This is a genomic window from Azotobacter chroococcum (assembly GCF_002220155.1).
GTDB lineage: Bacteria > Pseudomonadota > Gammaproteobacteria > Pseudomonadales > Pseudomonadaceae > Azotobacter > Azotobacter chroococcum.
Genome location: NZ_CP011835.1, coordinates 3,475,204 through 3,494,483, shown reverse-complemented (window position 1 = coordinate 3,494,483; position 19,280 = coordinate 3,475,204). Strand labels below are relative to the sequence as shown.

General features: G+C 67.4%; 22 protein-coding genes. 20 read left to right on the top strand and 2 right to left on the bottom strand.

Going from position 1 to position 19,280, the window contains the following annotated elements; genetic code table 11:
* Window positions 1-18: 18 nt before the first annotated feature.
* Window positions 19-576 (top strand): glycine zipper 2TM domain-containing protein, encoded by a 558-nt coding sequence (locus ACG10_RS16220; RefSeq protein WP_089168999.1) that lies wholly within the window; start codon window positions 19-21, stop codon window positions 574-576.
* Window positions 577-652: 76 nt separating this feature from the next.
* Here the strand turns inward: ACG10_RS16220 and suhB are convergent, their stop codons facing one another.
* Entirely contained in the window at window positions 653-1,468 is an 816-nt protein-coding gene (gene suhB, locus ACG10_RS16215) for a type III secretion system regulator SuhB (protein ID WP_089168998.1), read from the bottom strand.
* Between the two features lie 141 nt (window positions 1,469-1,609).
* Here suhB and trmJ point away from each other — a divergent pair, with 141 nt between their 5' ends.
* The 19 genes from trmJ to der all read left to right on the top strand — a co-directional run bounded on the left by trmJ (window position 1,610) and on the right by der (window position 18,131).
* Window positions 1,610-2,386: a tRNA (cytosine(32)/uridine(32)-2'-O)-methyltransferase TrmJ gene (gene trmJ / locus ACG10_RS16210; RefSeq protein WP_089169919.1), complete on the top strand. Its 777-nt coding sequence runs from the start codon at window positions 1,610-1,612 to the stop codon at window positions 2,384-2,386.
* On the top strand, window positions 2,386-3,162 hold the full coding sequence (gene cysE / locus ACG10_RS16205; protein WP_039802412.1) for a serine O-acetyltransferase: 777 nt from the start codon (window positions 2,386-2,388) through the stop codon (window positions 3,160-3,162). Before trmJ ends, cysE begins: the two co-directional genes overlap by 1 nt.
* A gap of 129 nt (window positions 3,163-3,291) precedes the next feature.
* Window positions 3,292-3,786, top strand: a complete 495-nt coding sequence (iscR, locus tag ACG10_RS16200) for a Fe-S cluster assembly transcriptional regulator IscR (RefSeq protein WP_039802414.1) — start codon at window positions 3,292-3,294, stop codon at window positions 3,784-3,786.
* Window positions 3,787-3,815: 29 nt separating this feature from the next.
* Window positions 3,816-5,030: an IscS subfamily cysteine desulfurase gene (locus ACG10_RS16195; RefSeq protein ID WP_039802416.1), complete on the top strand. Its 1,215-nt coding sequence runs from the start codon at window positions 3,816-3,818 to the stop codon at window positions 5,028-5,030.
* Window positions 5,031-5,075: 45 nt separating this feature from the next.
* Complete coding sequence (iscU, locus tag ACG10_RS16190) at window positions 5,076-5,462, top strand: Fe-S cluster assembly scaffold IscU (protein ID WP_039802418.1); 387 nt, start codon at window positions 5,076-5,078, stop codon at window positions 5,460-5,462.
* Window positions 5,463-5,489: 27 nt separating this feature from the next.
* Complete coding sequence (gene iscA, locus ACG10_RS16185; RefSeq protein WP_039802419.1) at window positions 5,490-5,813, top strand: iron-sulfur cluster assembly protein IscA; 324 nt, start codon at window positions 5,490-5,492, stop codon at window positions 5,811-5,813.
* Window positions 5,814-5,822: 9 nt separating this feature from the next.
* A complete protein-coding gene (gene hscB, locus ACG10_RS16180) occupies window positions 5,823-6,347 on the top strand; it encodes a co-chaperone HscB (protein WP_039802420.1) in 525 nt (174 codons plus the stop codon).
* A 41-nt stretch (window positions 6,348-6,388) separates the two neighbouring features.
* Complete coding sequence (hscA, locus tag ACG10_RS16175; protein WP_089168997.1) at window positions 6,389-8,254, top strand: Fe-S protein assembly chaperone HscA; 1,866 nt, start codon at window positions 6,389-6,391, stop codon at window positions 8,252-8,254.
* Window positions 8,255-8,257: 3 nt separating this feature from the next.
* A complete protein-coding gene (gene fdx, locus ACG10_RS16170; protein ID WP_089168996.1) occupies window positions 8,258-8,596 on the top strand; it encodes an ISC system 2Fe-2S type ferredoxin in 339 nt (112 codons plus the stop codon).
* Between the two features lie 10 nt (window positions 8,597-8,606).
* A complete protein-coding gene (iscX, locus tag ACG10_RS16165; protein WP_089169918.1) occupies window positions 8,607-8,807 on the top strand; it encodes a Fe-S cluster assembly protein IscX in 201 nt (66 codons plus the stop codon).
* Window positions 8,808-8,903: 96 nt separating this feature from the next.
* Window positions 8,904-9,335 (top strand): nucleoside-diphosphate kinase, encoded by a 432-nt coding sequence (gene ndk / locus ACG10_RS16160; RefSeq protein WP_039802423.1) that lies wholly within the window; start codon window positions 8,904-8,906, stop codon window positions 9,333-9,335.
* A gap of 25 nt (window positions 9,336-9,360) precedes the next feature.
* Window positions 9,361-10,506: a 23S rRNA (adenine(2503)-C(2))-methyltransferase RlmN gene (rlmN, locus tag ACG10_RS16155; protein WP_089168995.1), complete on the top strand. Its 1,146-nt coding sequence runs from the start codon at window positions 9,361-9,363 to the stop codon at window positions 10,504-10,506.
* 13 nt (window positions 10,507-10,519) lie between these two features.
* Complete coding sequence (gene pilW / locus ACG10_RS16150) at window positions 10,520-11,278, top strand: type IV pilus biogenesis/stability protein PilW (RefSeq protein ID WP_089168994.1); 759 nt, start codon at window positions 10,520-10,522, stop codon at window positions 11,276-11,278.
* A complete protein-coding gene (locus ACG10_RS16145) occupies window positions 11,275-12,315 on the top strand; it encodes a RodZ domain-containing protein (protein ID WP_089168993.1) in 1,041 nt (346 codons plus the stop codon). The genes pilW and ACG10_RS16145 overlap by 4 nt, the downstream gene beginning before the upstream one ends.
* A gap of 6 nt (window positions 12,316-12,321) precedes the next feature.
* Window positions 12,322-13,434, top strand: coding sequence for a flavodoxin-dependent (E)-4-hydroxy-3-methylbut-2-enyl-diphosphate synthase (ispG, locus tag ACG10_RS16140; RefSeq protein ID WP_089168992.1), 1,113 nt, complete (start codon window positions 12,322-12,324; stop codon window positions 13,432-13,434).
* A gap of 9 nt (window positions 13,435-13,443) precedes the next feature.
* A complete protein-coding gene (gene hisS / locus ACG10_RS16135) occupies window positions 13,444-14,730 on the top strand; it encodes a histidine--tRNA ligase (protein WP_089168991.1) in 1,287 nt (428 codons plus the stop codon).
* A 23-nt stretch (window positions 14,731-14,753) separates the two neighbouring features.
* Window positions 14,754-15,398, top strand: coding sequence for a YfgM family protein (locus tag ACG10_RS16130; RefSeq protein ID WP_089168990.1), 645 nt, complete (start codon window positions 14,754-14,756; stop codon window positions 15,396-15,398).
* Window positions 15,391-16,557, top strand: coding sequence for an outer membrane protein assembly factor BamB (gene bamB, locus ACG10_RS16125; RefSeq protein ID WP_169531168.1), 1,167 nt, complete (start codon window positions 15,391-15,393; stop codon window positions 16,555-16,557). Before ACG10_RS16130 ends, bamB begins: the two co-directional genes overlap by 8 nt.
* Before the next feature lie 95 nt (window positions 16,558-16,652).
* Window positions 16,653-18,131 carry a ribosome biogenesis GTPase Der gene (gene der, locus ACG10_RS16120; RefSeq protein WP_089168988.1) on the top strand — a complete coding sequence of 493 codons (1,479 nt, stop codon included), beginning with the start codon at window positions 16,653-16,655 and terminating at the stop codon, window positions 18,129-18,131.
* An 18-nt stretch (window positions 18,132-18,149) separates the two neighbouring features.
* Here der and ACG10_RS16115 read toward each other — a convergent pair whose 3' ends face one another.
* Window positions 18,150-19,190 (bottom strand): zinc ribbon domain-containing protein, encoded by a 1,041-nt coding sequence (locus tag ACG10_RS16115; RefSeq protein ID WP_089168987.1) that lies wholly within the window; start codon window positions 19,188-19,190, stop codon window positions 18,150-18,152.
* Window positions 19,191-19,280 lie beyond the last annotated feature (90 nt).

Sequence of the window (19,280 nt, the reverse complement as noted above, 5' to 3'; positions counted from 1 at the left end):
CGCAGGCAGGAGACAGTGATGGGCAAGGCAATGATCGTGGGTGTGGTGTGCGGCGCGCTGGGGCTGGCCGCGAGCGGGATGGCGTCCGCCTATGGCCTGGGCGAGCGCGAGCCGGAATACGCCGACGTGCTGGCGGTGCAGCCGGTCAGGGAGGAGGGCGGAGCGCCGCGCGACGCCTGCCGGGAGGTCGAGGTGAGCCGTCCGGCAGAGGTCAAGGATCAGCAGCAGATCGCCGGCACGCTGATCGGTGCGGTCGCCGGCGGTCTGCTCGGCAGCCAGGTCGGCAGTGGCAGCGGGAAGAAGCTCGCTGCCGTGGCCGGAGCAGTCGCCGGTGGCTATGCCGGCAACAAGATTCAGGAAACCCTGCAGGCCCGCAATACCCAGACCACCACCGAAACCCGCTGCGACGGGGTGGCCGGCAACGGCTACGACTACGGACTGGTCGGCTACGACGTGAAGTACCGTCTGGGCCAGGAGGTCGGCTGGGTGCGCATGGATCATGATCCCGGTGCGCAGATTCCGGTGCGCAATGGCCGGTTGCAGCTGGATCGGGAGGAGCCTTCGCCCGTGTGGTAGGTCGCCTGTCCGGCGGTGCTTTTTCAGGTCGATAAAAAACCCGCCATGGCGGGTTTTTTATTTTGCCGGTGTCGCTTCAGCGCTTCAGCGCCGGCGGCAGGTGCGGCTGGATGGCGGTCAGCACGGCCTTGAAGCACTTGGTGTTGCCGGCCACCACATGGCCCTTCTCGAGGAATTCGTGGCCGCCGCTGAAGTCGCTCACCAGGCCGCCCGCTTCCTGGATCAGCAGGGCGCCGGCGGCCATGTCCCATTCCGACAGACCGAACTCCCAGAAGGCGTCGTAGCGGCCGGCGGCGACGTAGGCCAGGTCCAGGCTGGCGGCGCCGGCACGGCGGATGCCGGCGGTCTGGCCGGTCAGCGCGCGGAACATGCCCAGGTAGTTCTCGAGGTATTCGAGCTGGCTGTCGCGGAACGGGAAGCCGGTGCCCAGCAGGGCGCCGTCCAGGCTCTTGCGCGGGCTGACCCTGATGCGCCGGCCGTTGAGGGCGGCGCCGTTGCCGCGGCTGGCGGTGAATTCCTCCTGGCGGACCGGGTCGAGCACCACGGCGTGCTCCAGGCGACCTCTGTACTTGCAGGCGATGCTCACGGCGTAGTGCGGTACGCCGCGCAGGAAGTTGGTGGTGCCGTCCAGCGGGTCGATGATCCACTGGTAGTCGGCGCCCTCGCCGCTACCGGGTTGCAGCCCGCCTTCCTCGCCGAGAATGGTGTGGTTCGGGTAGGCCTTGCGCAGGGTGGCGATGATGGTCTGCTCCGCCGCGCGATCCACCTCGCTGACGTAGTCCTTGGCGTCCTTCTCGTCGACCGAGATGACGTCCAGGCGTTCGATGGAGCGGAAGATCAGTTCGCCGGCGCTGCGGGCCGCGCGCAGCGCGATATTCAGCATGGGCTGCATGGAGGTTCACCTGGGTCGTTAAAGAAAGCCGGCCATACTAGCAGAAACGGGCGGGGTATGCAGTGGCCGGGGTCGCGTGGCGTTCGCTATCCGGCTTCTGTAAGATTCCAGCCCCTTCGACCGTGTAGCCTTGTGGAGCTGGTGTTGCTGCAGAACATTCGCGTTGTCCTGGTGAATACCAGTCATCCCGGCAATATCGGCGGGGCGGCCCGCGCCATGAAGAACATGGGCCTGAGCCGCCTCTATCTGGTCGATCCCGAGGACTTTCCGAGTAGCGAGGCGGTTGCCCGGGCCTCCGGCGCCACCGACATTCTCGATAATGCGCAGGTGGTCGCCAGCCTGGAAGAGGCCCTGGTCGGCTGCAGCCTGGCGCTCGGCACCAGTGCCCGCGACCGGCGGATTCCCTGGCCGCTGGTGGACCCGCGCGAGTGCGCGACGACCTGCCTGGAGCAGGTCGGGCAGGGCGCCGAGGTAGCCCTGGTGTTCGGCCGCGAATACGCCGGGCTGACCAACGAGGAACTGCAGCGCTGCCAGTTCCATGTGCACATTCCCTCGGATCCTTCGTTCAGCTCGCTCAATCTGGCGGCGGCGGTCCAGGTGCTGGCCTACGAGGTGCGCATGGCCTGGCTGGCGGTCGAAGGCCTGCCGAGCAAGCAGGAGAAGCTGGAAACCACGGCGATGCTCAATGCCCAGCCGGCCACCATGGACGAGCTCGAGCTGTTCTACGGGCATCTGGAAAGCACTCTGGTGGAGATCGGCTTCCTCGATCCGGAAAAGCCGCGCCACCTGATGTCGCGCCTGCGCCGGCTGTACGGCCGCAGCGCGATCAGCAAACTGGAGATGAATATCCTGCGCGGCATTCTCACGGAAACCCAGAAGGCGGCCCGCGGCGAGGCCCATACGCGGAGAGGGCAGTGATGTTCGAACGCATGCGAGAAGATATCCGGAGCGTTTTCCAGCGCGACCCTGCCGCCCGCAACGCCCTTGAAGTACTGATCTGCTATCCGGGGCTGCATGCCCTGTGGCTGCACCGCCTGGCGCACGGGCTGTGGTGCGCCGACTGGAAGTTGCTGGCGCGGCTGGTCTCGCATGTGGGGCGCTGGCTGACCGGCATCGAGATCCATCCGGGCGCGCGGATCGGTCGGCGCCTGTTCATCGATCACGGCATGGGCGTGGTGATCGGCGAGACCGCCGAGATCGGCGACGACGTCACGCTCTATCATGGCGTGACCCTGGGCGGCACCAGCTGGAACAAGGGCAAGCGCCATCCGACCCTGGAGGACGGCGTGATCGTCGGGGCCGGGGCGAAGATCCTCGGTCCCTTCACCGTCGGTGCCGGGGCCAAGATCGGCTCCAACGCCGTGGTGACCCGCGCGGTGCCCGCCGGCGCCACGGCGGTGGGGATTCCCGGGCGGATCATCGCCAGGCCGGATGACGAGCAGGAGGCCAGGCGCCAGGCGCTCGCCGAGAAGTACGGCTTCGACGCCTACGCCCTCGGCCAGAGCATGCCGGACCCGGTGGCGCACGCCATCGGCCAGCTGCTCGATCACCTGCATGCGGTCGACGAGCGTCTCGAGGACATGTGCCAGGCGCTCAAGGCGCTGGGCAGCGATTATTGTGCGAAGGAGCTGCCGGCGTTGCGCGAGGAGGATTTCGCGGGGGTCAAGGAAGAGGACGACAAGCCTCCGGTCTGAGCCTTCCCGGTCCATCCCGGCTGTGCCGTCGGGGTGGGCAATTCCGAGTAAATTGCAAGGATTAATAGTTGATCCTGTTGGTCGGGTATTGCATACTGAGCGCACATCAGCGATTTCCTGGTAGCAACCATGCGACTGACAACCAAAGGCCGGTATGCCGTCACGGCCATGCTCGATCTGGCACTGCATGCCCAGGACGGCCCCGTTTCCCTCGCCGATATCTCCGAGCGCCAGGGGATTTCCCTTTCCTACCTGGAACAGCTGTTCGCCAAGCTGCGGCGCAACAGTCTGGTGACCAGCGTCCGCGGTCCCGGTGGCGGCTACCAGCTGTCCCGCGGCATGGCCGACATCCAGGTGGCCGAAGTCATCGACGCGGTCAACGAGTCGGTGGACGTGACCCGCTGTCAGGGCGATCGCGGCTGCCACTCGGGAGAGGTCTGCCTGACCCATTACCTCTGGTGCGACCTCAGTCACCAGATCCACGAATTTCTCAGTGGCATCAGCCTGGCCGATCTGGTCGCCCGCAGCGACGTCCAGGATCTCGCCCGATTGCAGGATCGGCGCCAGGGCGGCGGTTGTCCGCTGCCGTATGCCGGAAAGATCGAAGCGTCCGCCATCGAATGAGCCGGATGCCAGCCTGACAGGAGAGCCTCATGAAGTTGCCGATTTACCTGGATTATTCCGCCACTACCCCGGTCGACCCGCGGGTGGCGCAGAAGATGTGCGAGTGCCTGACCATGGACGGTAATTTCGGCAATCCGGCCTCGCGCTCCCATGTCTTCGGCTGGAAAGCCGAAGAGGCGGTCGAGAATGCGCGCCGCCAGGTGGCGGAGCTGGTCAATGCCGATCCGCGGGAAATCGTCTGGACCTCCGGCGCCACCGAGTCCGACAACCTGGCGATCAAGGGTGTCGCGCACTTCTATGCGAGCAAGGGCAAGCACATCGTCACCTCGAAGATCGAGCACAAGGCGGTGCTGGACACCACCCGCCAGCTCGAGCGCGAAGGCTTCGAGGTGACCTATCTCGAGCCCGGCGAGGACGGCCTGATCACCCCGGCGATGGTCGAGGCGGCGCTGCGCGAAGACACCATCCTAGTCTCGGTGATGCACGTCAACAACGAGATCGGTACCATCAACGACATCGCCGCCATCGGCGAGCTGACCCGCTCGCGCGGCGTGCTGTACCACGTCGATGCCGCCCAGTCGACCGGCAAGGTGGCCATCGATCTGGAGAGCATGAAGGTCGACCTGATGTCCTTCTCCGCCCACAAGACCTACGGTCCCAAGGGCGTCGGCGCGCTCTACGTGCGCCGCAAGCCGCGCGTGCGCCTGGAGGCGCAGATGCATGGCGGCGGTCACGAGCGCGGCATGCGCTCCGGCACCCTGGCGCCCCACCAGATCGTCGGCATGGGCGAGGCCTTCCGCATCGCCCGGGAAGAGATGGTCGCGGAAAGCCGGCGCATCGCCGCGCTCAGCCAGCGCTTCCACGAGCATGTCGGTACCCTCGAGGAGGTCTATCTGAACGGCAGCGCCAAGGCGCGGGTGCCGCACAACCTCAACCTCAGCTTCAACTACGTGGAAGGCGAGTCGCTGATCATGGCGCTCAAGGACCTGGCGGTTTCCTCGGGTTCGGCCTGCACCTCGGCTTCCCTGGAGCCGTCCTACGTGCTGCGCGCCCTGGGCCGCAACGACGAGCTGGCGCACAGTTCGATCCGCTTCACCTTCGGTCGCTTCACTACCGAGGAAGACATCGACTACGCCGCGCGGAAGGTCTGCGAGGCGGTCAGCAAGCTGCGCGAACTGTCGCCGCTCTGGGACATGTACAAGGAAGGGGTCGACCTGTCCAAGGTCGAGTGGCAGGCCCACTGATTATCCCCCTCCCGAAATTGCCCGTGATTAACGAGGTATTGCACCATGGCTTACAGTGACAAGGTCATCGACCACTATGAAAACCCGCGCAACGTTGGCAAGCTCGATGCAGAGGACCCGGACGTCGGCACCGGCATGGTCGGTGCCCCGGCCTGCGGTGACGTGATGCGCCTGCAGATCAAGGTCAACGAGCAGGGCGTCATCGAGGACGCCAGGTTCAAGACCTATGGCTGCGGCTCGGCCATCGCCTCCAGTTCCCTGGCCACCGAGTGGATGAAGGGCAAGACCCTGGACGAGGCGGAAACCATCAAGAACACCCAGATCGCCGAAGAGCTGGCGTTGCCGCCGGTCAAGATCCACTGCTCCGTGCTGGCAGAGGATGCCATCAAGGCCGCCGTGCGCGACTACAAGCACAAGAAGGGCCTGGTTTAAACCACGCTGACGAGTTAAGGAGTTGCAATGGCCATCACCATGACCGAAGCCGCCGCCCACCATGTCCGCCGCTCCCTCGAAGGGCGCGGCAAGGGCGAGGGCATCCGCCTGGGCGTCCGCACGAGCGGCTGTTCGGGCCTGGCCTACGTGCTGGAGTTCGTCGACGAGGTGGCTGGCGAGGATCAGGTGTTCGAGAGTCACGGCGTCAAGGTGATCATCGACCCCAAGAGCCTGGTCTACCTGGACGGCACCGAGCTGGACTTCGTCCGCGAAGGGCTCAACGAGGGCTTCAAGTTCAACAACCCGAACGTGCGTGGCGAGTGCGGCTGCGGCGAAAGCTTCAATACCTGAGGCGGCTGCATGGGTAGTAGCGGCAGCCATTTCGCCCTGTTCGACCTCGAGCCGGATTTTCGCCTCGACCTGGAGCAGCTCGCGGCGCGCTACCGTGAGCGGGTGCGCCGGGTGCATCCCGACCGCTTCGCCGGCGCACCCGCGCGCGAGCAGCGCCTGGCGCTGGAGGAGTCCGCCCGGCTCAACGAGGCCTACCAGACGCTGAAGAGTCCGTCCCGGCGCGCCCGCTACCTGCTGTCCCTGCAGGGAGAGGAGATGCCCCAGGAGACCACGGTGCAGGATCCTGCCTTCCTCATGCAGCAGATGGAGCTGCGCGAGGAGCTGCAAGAGCTGCAGGACGCCGCCGACCTGGGCGGGCTGGCGACCTTCAAGCGCCACCTCGCGCAGGCCCAGGAGCAGCTCAACGAGGGCTTCGCCACCTGCTGGACCGATCCGCTGCGGCGCGACGAGGCCGAGCGCCTGGCGCGGCGCATGCAGTTTCTCGACAAGCTCTCCATCGAGGTCCGCCAGCTCGAAGAGCGTCTCGACGACTAACCCTGCGCCGCTCCGGCTGCGCCCCCCGATAGTTGAATGCCATGGCCCTACTGCAGATCGCTGAACCCGGACAAAGCCCGCAACCCCACCAGCGCCGTCTGGCGGTGGGGATCGACCTGGGCACCACCAATTCGCTGGTCGCCGCGCTGCGCAGCAGTCTGGCCGAGTCGCTGGCGGACGCCGACGGGGAGGTGATCCTGCCCTCGGCGGTGCGCTACCTGGCCGATGGTCAGGTCGAGGTCGGTCGCGGCGCCAAGGCGGCCGCCGCCGTGGACCCGCTGAATACCGTGCTGTCGGTGAAGCGCCTGATGGGGCGCGGCATCGCCGACCTCACCCTGCTCGGCGAGCAGTTGCCGTACCGCTTCGTCGAGGGCGAGTCGCACATGCCCTTCATCGACACCGTGCAAGGCCCGAAAAGCCCGGTCGAGGTGTCGGCAGAGATCCTCAGGGTGCTGCGCCGACGTGCCGAGGAGGCCCTCGGCGGCGAGCTGGTCGGCGCGGTGATCACCGTGCCGGCCTATTTCGACGAGGCGCAGCGCCAGGCCACCAAGGACGCCGCGCGTCTGGCCGGTCTCAACGTGCTGCGCCTGCTCAACGAGCCGACCGCGGCCGCGGTCGCCTACGGCCTCGACCGGCGCGCCGAGGGCGTGGTGGCAGTCTACGACCTGGGCGGCGGCACCTTCGACATCTCCATCCTGCGCCTGACCCACGGGGTCTTCGAGGTGCTCGCCACTGGCGGCGACAGCGCCCTGGGCGGCGACGACTTCGACCATGCCATCGCTACGTGGATCGTCGAGCAGGCGGGGTTGTCCGCCGACCTCGATCCGGGGACCCAGCGCCATCTGCTGCAGCTGGCCTGTGCGGCCAAGGAGGCGCTGAGTGAGAGCGGCTCGGTGGCGCTCGCCTATGGCGGCTGGCAGGGCGAGCTGTCCCGCGAGCGCTTCGAGGCGCTGATCGAGCCCCTGGTGGCGCGCAGCCTCAAGGCTTGCCGGCGGGCGCTGCGCGATGCCGAGATCGATCCGCCGGAGTTTTCCGCGGTGGTCATGGTCGGCGGCTCCACACGGGTGCCGCGGGTGCGCCAGGCGGTCGCCGAGCTGTTCGACCGTCAGCCGCTGACCGACATCGACCCCGATCAGGTGGTCGCCATCGGTGCGGCGCTGCAGGCCGATACCCTGGCCGGCAACGGGCGCGACGGCGAGGAGTTGCTGCTGCTGGACGTCAATCCGCTGTCCCTGGGGCTGGAGACCATGGGCGGGCTGATGGAGAAGGTCATCCCGCGCAATACCACGATTCCGGTAGCCCGCGCCCAGGACTTCACCACCTACAAGGATGGCCAGACGGCCATGCTGATCCATGTCCTGCAGGGCGAGCGCGAACTGGTCAAGGACTGCCGTTCCCTGGCGCGCTTCGAGCTGCGCGGGATTCCGCCGATGGTGGCGGGGGCGGCGAAGATCCGCGTCACCTTCCAGGTCGACGCCGACGGCCTGCTCGGCGTCTCCGCCCGCGAACTGGGCTCCGGCGTCGAGGCGAGCGTGCAGGTCAAGCCGTCCTACGGGCTGACCGACGGCGAGATTGCGCGGATGCTCAAGGACTCCTTCGAGCATGCCGGCGGCGACAAGACCGCGCGCATGCTGCGCGAGCAGCAGGTCGAGGCGCAGCGTCTGCTGGAGGCGGTGCTGGCAGCCCTGGAGGCCGACGGCGAGGCGTTGCTGAGTCCCGAGGAGCGGACTGCCATCGACGCGCAGGTGCAGGCGCTGCGCGAAGTGCTGGAGGGGCAGGACGGCGCCGCCATCGAGTTGCACACCCGGCGCCTGGCGCAGGTCACCGACGCCTTTGCCGCCCGGCGCATGGATGCTTCGGTGAAGGCCGCGCTGTCCGGCCGCCGACTGAACGAAATCGAGGAGTGAGTGATGCCGCAGATCGTTTTTCTGCCCCACGAGGTACATTGTCCCGAAGGCAAGGTGGTCGAGGCCAAGGCCGGCGAGAGCATTCTCGATACCGCCCTGCGCAATGACATCGCGATCGAGCATGCCTGCGAGATGTCCTGTGCCTGCACCACCTGTCACGTGATCGTGCGCGAGGGTTTCGACTCCCTGGAACCATCCGACGAGCTGGAGGACGACATGCTCGACAAGGCCTGGGGACTGGAGCCGGAATCGCGGCTATCCTGTCAGGCTAAGGTTGGCGAAGAGGATCTGGTGGTGGAGATTCCCCGCTACACCCTCAATCAGGTTTCGGAACAGCACTGAGGGCATGCGCGTGAGCCTGAAATGGAGCGACGTACAGGAAATCGCCCTGCAACTGGCCGATACCCATCCGCAGATCGATCCGCGCTACCTCAACTTCGTCGACCTGCATCGCTGGGTGCTGGCCCTCCCTGAGTTCGACGACGATCCCGAGCGCGGCGGCGAAAAGGTGCTGGAAGCCATCCAGGCGGCCTGGATCGAAGAAGCCGACTGATCCGCAAGCTGGTCTTATGTATTTCACTGGAACCCGCGTATAATCCGCGGGTTTAATTTTCTGCTTTTCAAAACCCCCGATTGACTGGAGCTATCCATGGCCGTTGAACGTACCCTTTCCATCATCAAGCCCGACGCCGTCGCCAAGAACGTCATCGGTGAGATCCTCACCCGTTTCGAGAAGGCCGGCCTGAGCGTCGTCGCTGCGAAGATGGTCCAGCTGTCCGAGCGCGAAGCCGGCGGCTTCTACGCCGAGCACCAGGCGCGTCCGTTCTTCAAGGATCTGGTGTCCTTCATGACCTCCGGTCCGGTCGTCGTGCAGGTGCTGGAAGGCGAGGGCGCCATTGCCAAGAACCGCGAGCTGATGGGCGCCACCAACCCGAAGGACGCTGCTCCGGGCACCATCCGCGCCGACTTCGCCGTGTCCATTGACGAGAACGCCGTGCACGGCTCCGACTCCGAGGCTTCCGCTGCTCGCGAGATCGCCTACTTCTTCGCCGCCACCGAGGTGTGCGCCCGCATCCGCTGATCAGGCGATGGGGGAGGGTGAATCCATGACCGAAACCACCAAGGTGAACCTGCTGGGGCTGACCCAGCCGCAGCTGGAAGGCTTCTTCGAGTCCATCGGCGAGAAGCGCTTTCGCGCCGGGCAGGTGATGAAATGGATTCACCACTTCGGCGTCGATGACTTCGAGGCCATGAGCAACATCGGCAAGGCCCTGCGCGAGAAGCTCAGGGCCTGCGCCGAGATCCGCGGTCCGGAGATCGTCAGCCAGGACATTTCCAGCGACGGCACCCGCAAGTGGGTGGTGCGCGTGGCGTCCGGCAGCTGCGTCGAGACCGTGTATATCCCGCAGGCCGGCCGCGGCACCCTGTGCGTGTCGTCGCAGGCCGGCTGCTCGCTGGACTGCAGTTTCTGCTCCACCGGCAAGCAGGGCTTCAACAGCGACCTGACCGCCGCCGAGATCATCGGCCAGGTCTGGATCGCCAACAAATCCTTCGGCACCGTCCCGGCCAAGATCGACCGCGCCATCACCAACGTGGTGATGATGGGCATGGGCGAGCCGCTGATGAATTTCGACAACGTGGTCGCCGCCATGCAGATCATGATGGACGACCTCGGCTACGGCATCTCCAAGCGCAAGGTGACCCTTTCCACTTCCGGCGTGGCGCCGATGATCGACGAGCTGGGCAAGGTGATCGACGTGTCCCTGGCGCTGTCGCTGCACGCGCCCAACGACGAGCTGCGCAACCGGCTGGTGCCGATCAACCGCAAGTACCCGCTGGCCGTGGTGCTGGATGCCTGCAAGCGCTACATCTCGCGCCTCGGCGAGAAGCGCGTGCTGACCGTGGAATACACCCTGCTCAAGGACGTCAACGACCAGCCCGAACATGCGGCGCAGATGGTCGAGCTGCTGCGCGACGTGCCGTGCAAGATCAACCTGATTCCCTTCAATCCCTTCCCCTTCTCCGGTTACGAGCGGCCGAGCAACAACGCCATTCGCCGCTTCCAGGACCTGCTGCACCAGGCCGGGCACAACGTCACGGTGCGCACTACCCGGGGCGACGACATCGACGCTGCCTGCGGCCAGCTGGTCGGCCAGGTCATGGATCGCACCCGGCGTAGCGAGCGCCATATCGCCGTGCGTCAGCTCGGCGACGAGGCAGCGCCATCTGCCAGTGCCGCCAACCGGACCTGAGCCGAGGATGTTTATGACCCTGCGCGCTGCGCTGCTGTTGTTTTCCGCCATGCTGCTGGCCGGTTGCGTCTCGACCGGAGCGGTCGATCCCATGAAGACCGAGCAGGGCCGCAAGGAAGCCCGCGATGCCTATATCCAGCTCGGCCTTGGCTACCTCAAGCAGGGCCAGACCGATCGCGCCAAGGTGCCGCTGGGCAAGGCGCTGGATATCGACCCGGCCGATGCCGATGCCCACGCCGCCCTGGCCCTGGTGTTCCAGACCGAGCTCGAGCCGGAGCTGGCCGACCAGCACTACCGCAAGGCGCTCTCCCGCCGCCCCGCGGATGCGCGCATCCTGAACAACTATGGCAGCTTCCTGTTCGAGCAGCGTCGTTATCAGGACGCTTACGAGCGTTTCCAGCAGGCCGCCGCCGACACCCTGTACCCCGAGCGCTCGCGGGTTTATCTCAATCTCGGCCTGACCGCCGTCCAGCTGGGGCGGCGCGATCTCGCCAAGAGCCATCTGGAAAAGTCCCTGCGCATCAATTCGCAGCAGCCCCGAGCTCTGCTGGAAATGGCCTCGCTGGATTTCGAGGCGCGCGACTACGTGGCGGCGCGCTCCTATTACGCCAGCTTCAACCGCATGGGTGAGCAGAATGCCCGCAGCCTGCTGCTGGGTGCCCGTCTGGCGAAGGTCTTCGAGGACCGCGACCAGGCCGCCGTCTTTGGCCTGCAGTTGAAACGCAAGTACCCGGGCACGCCGGAATATCAGCAATATCTGTCGGAGCAATGATGAACGCGTCGCAAACCGAGAGCACGGCCGCGGCCTCCGTCAACCCGGGCGAGATCCTGCGCAAGGGCCGCGAGGCCAACGACTGGTCGCTGGCCCAGGTGGCCGGACAGCTGAATCTCCCCACTCGGACCCTGGTCCAGCTGGAGGCCGGCGAATTCGACCGACTGCCGGGACATACCTTCGCCCGCGGCTATGTGCGCTCCTACGCCAAGCTGCTGGGGATGGACCAGGCCCGGCTGGTCGAGGCCTTCGACCAGTACACCGGCACCAACGCCAAGGGCAGCGAAGTGCACAGCCTGGGCAAGATCGAGCAGCCGCTGCGGATTTCGCAGAGCCTCCTGCGGCTGGCCGGCCTCGCCCTGATCCTGCTGCTGGTCGGCTCCGCCCTGTTCTGGTGGCAGGAGCGTTCGGCGCAGCAGGGGAGCCGCAACGCACTCAACCTGGCCCATGTCGAGGTCGACAGCGCCGACGGCACCACCCAGATCCACCCGCTCGACGAGCCGGAGGACCAGGCTGTGGCCCAGGCGCTCCAGCCCGCCGAGCCGCAGACCCAGCCGACTCCGCTGGCCGGCAGCACTGCCAGCACGGACAGCCCCCCGGCGCGTGAGGCGGCGAGCGCTGCGACGCCGCTGCCGCTGGCACCGGTCGCGCCCGGCACGCCTGCCCCGCTGGCCGAGCCTGCGCCCGCCCCGGCCATGCCGGTCGTCGTGCCGGCTGCTCCGGCTGCCGCTCCGGCCACGGCCGGCACGCCCGCCGCAGCCAGTCCGGCGTCTGCCAGCGAGCCGGCCGCCGGGGAAGGCGTGCTGAGCATCCGCTTCACGGCCGACTGCTGGACCCAGGTCACCGACGCCCGCGGCAAGGCGCTGTTTCGCGGCCTTAAGCGCGCCGGCGACACGCTCGAGCTGCGTGGCCAGAAACCGCTGGACGTGCGTCTCGGCTTCGCCCACGGCGCCGAGGTCAGTTTCAACGGCCAGCCGGTCAACCTGGCGCCCTACACCGCCCGCGGCGCGACCGCCCGCCTGAAACTGGGGAACTAAGCCTCCATGCACAGCGAATCACCCATTCAGCGCCGCCCGTCCCGCAAGATCTGGGTCGGCCCGGTCGCGGTAGGCGGCGATGCGCCCATCTCGGTGCAGAGCATGACCAACACCGACACCCATGACGTCGATGCCACCGTGGCGCAGATCCGCCGCCTGGAAGCAGCCGGCGCCGACATCGTGCGCGTCTCGGTGCCGGACATGGACGCCGCCGAGGCCTTCGGGCGGATCAAGCAGCAGGTGCAGGTACCCCTGGTCGCCGACATCCACTTCGACTACCAGATCGCCCTGCGCGTGGCCGAGCTGGGCGTCGACTGCCTGCGCATCAACCCGGGCAACATCGGCCGCGAGGACCGGGTCCGCGCGGTGGTGGACGCGGCGCGCGATCGCGGCATCCCGATCCGCATCGGCGTCAACGCCGGCTCCCTGGAGAAGGACCTGCAGAAGAAGTACGGCGAGCCGACCCCGCAGGCGCTGGTGGAGTCCGCCCTGCGCCACGTCGAGCATCTCGACCGCCTGGACTTCCAGAACTTCAAGGTCAGCGTCAAGGCCTCCGACGTGTTCATGGCGGTGGCTGCCTACCGCCTGCTGGCCGGGCAGATCGAGCAGCCGTTGCACCTGGGCATCACCGAGGCCGGCGGGCTGCGTTCCGGCACCGTGAAGTCTGCGGTGGGCCTCGGCATGCTGCTCGCCGAGGGCATCGGCGACACCATCCGCGTGTCCCTGGCCGCCGATCCGGTGGAAGAGATCAAGGTCGGCTTCGACATCCTCAAGTCGCTGCACCTGCGCTCGCGGGGGATCAACTTCATCGCCTGCCCGAGCTGCTCGCGGCAGAACTTCGACGTGGTGAAGACCATGAACGAGCTGGAGACCCGCCTCGAGGACCTGCTGGTGCCGCTCGACGTGGCGGTGATCGGCTGCGTGGTGAACGGTCCCGGCGAAGCCAGGGAGGCGCATGTCGGCCTCACCGGCGGCACCCCGAACAACCTGGTCTACATCGACGGCAAGCCGGCGCAGAAGCTGGGCAACGAGAATCTGGTGGACGAGCTGGAGCGGCTGATCCGCCGTAAGGCTGCGGAAAAGGCCGCAGCCGACGCCAGCCTGATCGTCCGCAGTTAAGGAATCCGCGTGAGCAAGAACATCCAGGCCATCCGTGGCATGAACGACATCCTGCCGGAGCAGACCCCGCTCTGGCGCTATTTCGAGAACGGCGTGGCCAGCCTGCTGGACGGCTACGGCTACCGGCAGATCCGCATGCCGATCGTCGAGTTCACCGAACTCTTCAAGCGCTCCATCGGCGAGGTCACCGACATCGTCGAGAAGGAGATGTACACCTTCGAGGACCGCAACGGCGACTCCCTGACCTTGCGCCCGGAGGGCACCGCCAGCTGCGTGCGCGCGGTGCTCGAGCACGGCATCAGCGGCGGTGGTCAGGTGCAGAAGCTCTGGTACGTCGGCCCGATGTTTCGCCACGAGCGCCCGCAGAAGGGCCGCTACCGGCAGTTCCACCAGATCGGCGTGGAGGTCTTCAACCTGCCGGGGCCGGACATCGACGCCGAGCTGATCGTGCTGACCTGGCGCCTATGGGGCCTGCTCGGCCTGCGCGAGGCGGTGACCCTCGAACTCAACAGCCTCGGCAGCAGCGAGGCCCGCGCCCGCTACCGCGAGGCGCTGGTCGAGTACCTCTCGGCGCGCTTCGAGCAGCTCGACGAGGACAGCCAGCGCCGCCTGTCCAGCAACCCGCTGCGCATCCTCGACAGCAAGAGCCCGGACACCCAGGCCCTGCTGGTGGATGCGCCCAAGCTGGCCGATTACCTGGACGAGGAGTCGCGCCTGCACTTCGAGGGCCTCAAGGCACGCCTGGATGCCGCCGGCGTCCCCTACGTGATCAATTCCAAGCTGGTGCGCGGCCTGGACTACTACGGCAAGACGGTGTTCGAGTGGGTCACCGACCAGCTCGGCGCCCAGGGCACCGTGTGCGCCGGCGGCCGCTATGACGGCCTGGTCGAGCAGTTGGGCGGCAAGCCGACGCCGGCGGTGGGCTTCGCCATGGGCGTCGAGCGTCTGGTGCTGTTGCTGGAAACCCTGGACAAGGTTCCGGCGGAGCTGTCCCGGCAGGTCGACCTGTACTTCTGCGCCTTCGGCGAGGCGGCCGAGCTGGCCGCCCTGGCGCTGGCCGAGCAGCTGCGCGACGTGCTGCCGGGCGTGCGCCTGGCGGTCAATGCCGGGGCCGGCAGCTTCAAGAGCCAGCTGAAGAAGGCCGACAAGAGCGGCGCCCTCTATGCCCTGGTGCTGGGCGAGGACGAGCTGGCCGGGCGCATCGTCGGGCTGAAGCCGCTGCGCGCCGATGGCGAACAACAGAGTGTGGGCTGGGACGAGCTGGGCGAGCGCCTGGCCGCTTGCCTGCAGGCTTGAACACTGGATTGAGGAGTATCGGGGTGACCTCGCATACCGAAGATGAAGAGCTGGCGCAGATCAAGGACTGGTGGCAGCGCAGTGGCAAGCCGCTGCTCGCCGGCGGTGCCCTGGCCCTGGTGGCGGTGTTCGGCTGGCAGGGCTGGCAGAAGCAGCAGACCGGGCAGGCGCAGAACGCTTCGGCGCTCTACCAGCAGCTGCTGGACACCAGCCTGACGCCGTCCGGAAAGCCGGATACGGCCAAGGTCGCCGAGCTCTATGGACAGCTGCAGAGCGAGTTCGCCGGCAGCCACTACGCCCAGTACGGCAGCCTGCTGGTCGCCAAGGTGGCGGTGGACGAGGGCAAGCTCGAGGATGCCGCCGCCGAGCTGCGGGCGATCCTCGGCAAGCCGGTCGATGCCACCCTCGGCGAGCTGGCCCGCCAGCGCCTGGCGCGGGTCCTGGCGGCTCAGGACAAGGCCGAGGAAGGCCTTGCCCTGCTCGCCGGCGAAGCCGATCCGGCCTTCCAGGCCGGTCGCGAGGAAATCCGGGGCGATCTGCTGGTGCAGCTCGGCCGACTCGACGAGGCCCGAGCCGCCTATGAAAAGGCCAAGGCTGCCCAGCCGGATGATGCTGCACTGGGCACCCTGCAGATGAAGCTCGACGACCTGGCCAAGGGAGATGCCTGACGTGAAGCCCTGGAAACATGCCGCGGTGCTGGCCATGGCCGCGACGCTCGCCGGCTGCAGCAGCATCGGCAACTGGTTCAACAGCTCCAAGGAGCAGCCGCCGGCCCCCTTGACGCAGTTCAAGGAAGAGGTGCAGCTGACCAAGGAGTGGAGCCGCTCGATCGGCGAGGGCCAGGGCGAGACTTACAACCAGTTGGTGCCGGCGGTGGAGGGCGATACCCTGTTCGTCGCCGATGTCACCGGACAGGTGATGGCCCTCGACCGCTTCAGCGGCAAGGTGGTCTGGCGCAAGGAGCTGGAGCTGCCGGTATCCGGCGGCGTCGGCGCCGGTTATGGCCAGGTCCTGCTCGGTACCCTGCAGGGCGAGGTGATCGCCCTGGATTCGGGCAGCGGCGCGGAGATCTGGCGCAGCCGCGTCAGCAGCGAGGTACTGGCGCCGCCGGTAAGCAACGGCGACGTGGTGGTGGTGCAGACCCAGGACGACCGCCTGATCGCCCTCGAGGCGAGCAGCGGCAGCCAGCGCTGGATCTATGAGAGCCCCCCGGCCGTGCTCACCCTGCGCGGCACCGGTGCGCCGCTGGTCACCAACCAGCTGGCGATCGTCGGTCTTTCCAGCGGCAAGGTGCTCGCCTTGGAAACCCAGCGCGGCCTGCCGATCTGGGAGCAGCGGGTGGCGGTGCCCACCGGGCGTTCCGAGCTGGAGCGGGTGGTGGACATCGACGGCGGCCTGGCGATGTCCGGCGACACCCTGTATGTCGCGACCTTCCAGGGCAACATCGCCGCCCTCGATATGCAGACCGGGCGTCCCCTGTGGCAGCGCCAGGCCTCCAGCAACGGCAGCGTGGCGCTGGGCTATGGCAGCGTCTATGTGAGTCTGGCCGAGGGCGCCGTCGAAGGCATCGACGAGCGCAGCGCCTCGGCGCTGTGGAAGAACGATGCACTGGCCCGTCGCCAGCTGTCGTCGCCGGAGGTGTTCTCCAGCTACGTGGCGGTCGGCGACCTGGAGGGCTACCTGCACCTGCTCAGCCAGGTGGACGGCCGCTTCGTCGGGCGCATCCGCATCGACAGCAAGGGCCTGCGCGCCCGTCCGCTGGTGGTGGGCGACTGGCTGTATGCCTATGGCAACGGCGGCAACCTGGTCGCACTGACCGTTCGCTGACCGCTGGCCATCGGTCGGCTTGAGCCGACCCCCCGTTCGGCCGCTGCCCCGCGCAGCGGCCGTTGTGTTTTCCGAACATTGCAGGTGAGAGCCTTATGGTTCCCGTAATCGCCCTGGTGGGCCGCCCGAACGTCGGCAAGTCGACGCTGTTCAACCGTCTGACCAAGACCCGCGACGCCATCGTCGCCGAATACGCCGGACTGACCCGCGACCGCCAGTACGGCGAGGCCAAGTGGCAGGGGCGCACGTACATCGTCATCGACACCGGGGGCATCTCCGGCGACGAGGAAGGCATCGATGCGAAGATGGCCGAGCAGTCGCTGCAGGCCATCGAGGAGGCCGACGCCGTGCTGTTCATGGTCGACTCCCGCGCCGGGATGACCGCCGCCGACCAGCTGATCGCCGAGCACCTGCGCAAGCGCAACAAGCGCTTCTTCCTGGTGGCCAACAAGGTCGACACCGTCGACCCGGACATCGCCCGTGCCGAGTTCAGCCCGCTGGGCCTGGGCGACGCCCTGCCGATCGCCGCCGCCCACGGGCGCGGCATCAACGCCATGCTCGAGGCGGCCCTCGGCATCTTCCCCAGGGACAATGCCGAACTCGAGGGCGAGGAGGGCGAAGAGGAGATGGTCGCCGAGGGCGAGGAGCCCAAGCGCATCCCCGGCCCCAGCGAGAAGGACGGCATCAAGATCGCCATCATCGGCCGTCCCAACGTCGGCAAGTCGACCCTGGTCAACCGCATGCTCGGCGAGGAGCGGGTGATCGTCTACGACCAGGCCGGCACCACCCGCGACAGCATCTACATCCCCTTCGAGCGCGACGAGGAGAAGTACACCCTGATCGATACCGCCGGGGTGCGCCGGCGCGGCAAGATCTTCGAGGCGGTGGAGAAGTTCTCGGTGGTCAAGACCCTGCAGGCCATCCAGGACGCCAACGTGGTGATCTTCGTGATGGACGCCCGCGAAGGGGTGGTCGAGCACGACCTCAACCTGCTCGGCTTCGTGCTGGAGACCGGCCGCGCCCTGGTCATTGCGCTGAACAAGTGGGACGGCATGGAGCCGGGCCAGCGCGACTACGTGAAGACCGAGCTGGAGCGCCGGCTGATGTTCGTCGACTTCGCCGACATCCACTTCATTTCGGCGCTGCACGGCAGCGGCGTGGGCCACCTCTACAAATCGGTGCAGGCCTCGTTCAAGTCGGCCATCACCCGCTGGCCGACCAGCCGCCTGACCCAGATCCTCGAGGACGCGGTGCAGGAGCACCAGCCGCCGCTGGTCAACGGCCGGCGCATCAAGCTGCGCTACGCCCACCTGGGCGGCGCCAACCCGCCCCTGATCGTGATCCACGGCAACCAGGTGGAGGCGGTGCCGAAGTCCTATACGCGCTATCTGGAGAACACCTATCGCCGCGTGCTCAGGCTGGTCGGCACGCCGATCCGCATCGAATACAAGGGCGGCGACAACCCCTACGAGGGCAAGAAGAACACCCTCACCGACCGTCAGGTGAACAAGAAGCGCCGCCTGATGAGCCACCACAAGAAGGCCGAGAAGAAGCGCCGCGACAAGAAGCGCTGACGGCCCGCCCGCCTGCGCTCACGGCCGCGCGGCCGGGGCGCCGCAGGCGTGGCAGAAGCGGGCGAAGGCGCTCTTGCGCTGCTGGCACTGCCCGCAGTGGTCGAACAGACAGATGCCGCAGTGCGGACAATAGTCGATCTGGGCGTTGTCCAGCTCGACCGCCCTTTCGCAGCCCGGGCAGACCTTCTTGGCCAGCCGCGCCAGGGCGGTGTCGTAGGACAGCTCCTGGCGCCGCTCGGCGTCGGGCCTGGCCTCGGCCTGGCGCTGGCGCTCCAGGTAGCGGTTCAGCGCGACGATGGCCTGGCGGCCGACCAGCACGGTGATCAGGATGCCCACGGCGTGCCGCACGTAGCCGCCGTAGCTCGGCAGGTAGGGCACCAGCTCGACGAAGAACACGAACAGCGCGAAGAAGATGAAGCCCCACACGAAGGGCCACCAGGGGCTCTTGCGCTGGCGCGCGAACAGCCAGCCGGCGACGACCAGAAAGGGCAGGGTCAGCGCCAGGCGGTAGAGGAACACCTTCAGCTCCTGGCGCTGCAGTTCGTCCTGCAGCCGCTCTTGGGCCTGCTTCTCCAGCTCCTGCAGGCGCTGCTCGGCGCGGCCCTCGGTTTGTTGGGCGTCGAGCAGACGCTGCTGCTCGGCCTCGACCGCCGCCCTCGCGCTGCGCTCGCCGATCCTCAGCCGCTCCAGGTCGGCGGTGCGCCGCAGCAGTTCGGTATCCCCCGCCGCCTGCTGGGTGGCGCGGCGGCTGGCCAGCCAGGCGTTCAGGCTGTCGCGGGCGGTCAGGCTGTCCTGGCGGGCGATCTCCAGTTTCAGCTGCGCCTGCTCCAGGGCGTCGCGGACCTCCTGGGCGAGCCGGCGCTGCTGCTCGATCGCCTGGCGCGCCTGCTCGGCGGCGGGCCGGTCGATGAAGTCCTCGCTCTGCAGGTATTGCTCGACCAGCGGCAGGTTCTTCACCAGCGTGCCGCCCAGCCCGATCAGGAAGCCGGCGAAGACCACGGCGATGATCCACAGGGCGAAACGGAACCATTTTTCCGACAGGCGTTGGGCTTTGCTCATGGGGAGTCCTTTCTCGGCGAGGGCCTGCGTGGGCGGTGGATGTGCTTGTGGCAAGAGGCCACAGGATAGCGCAGCCCGTCCGTCCCGGCG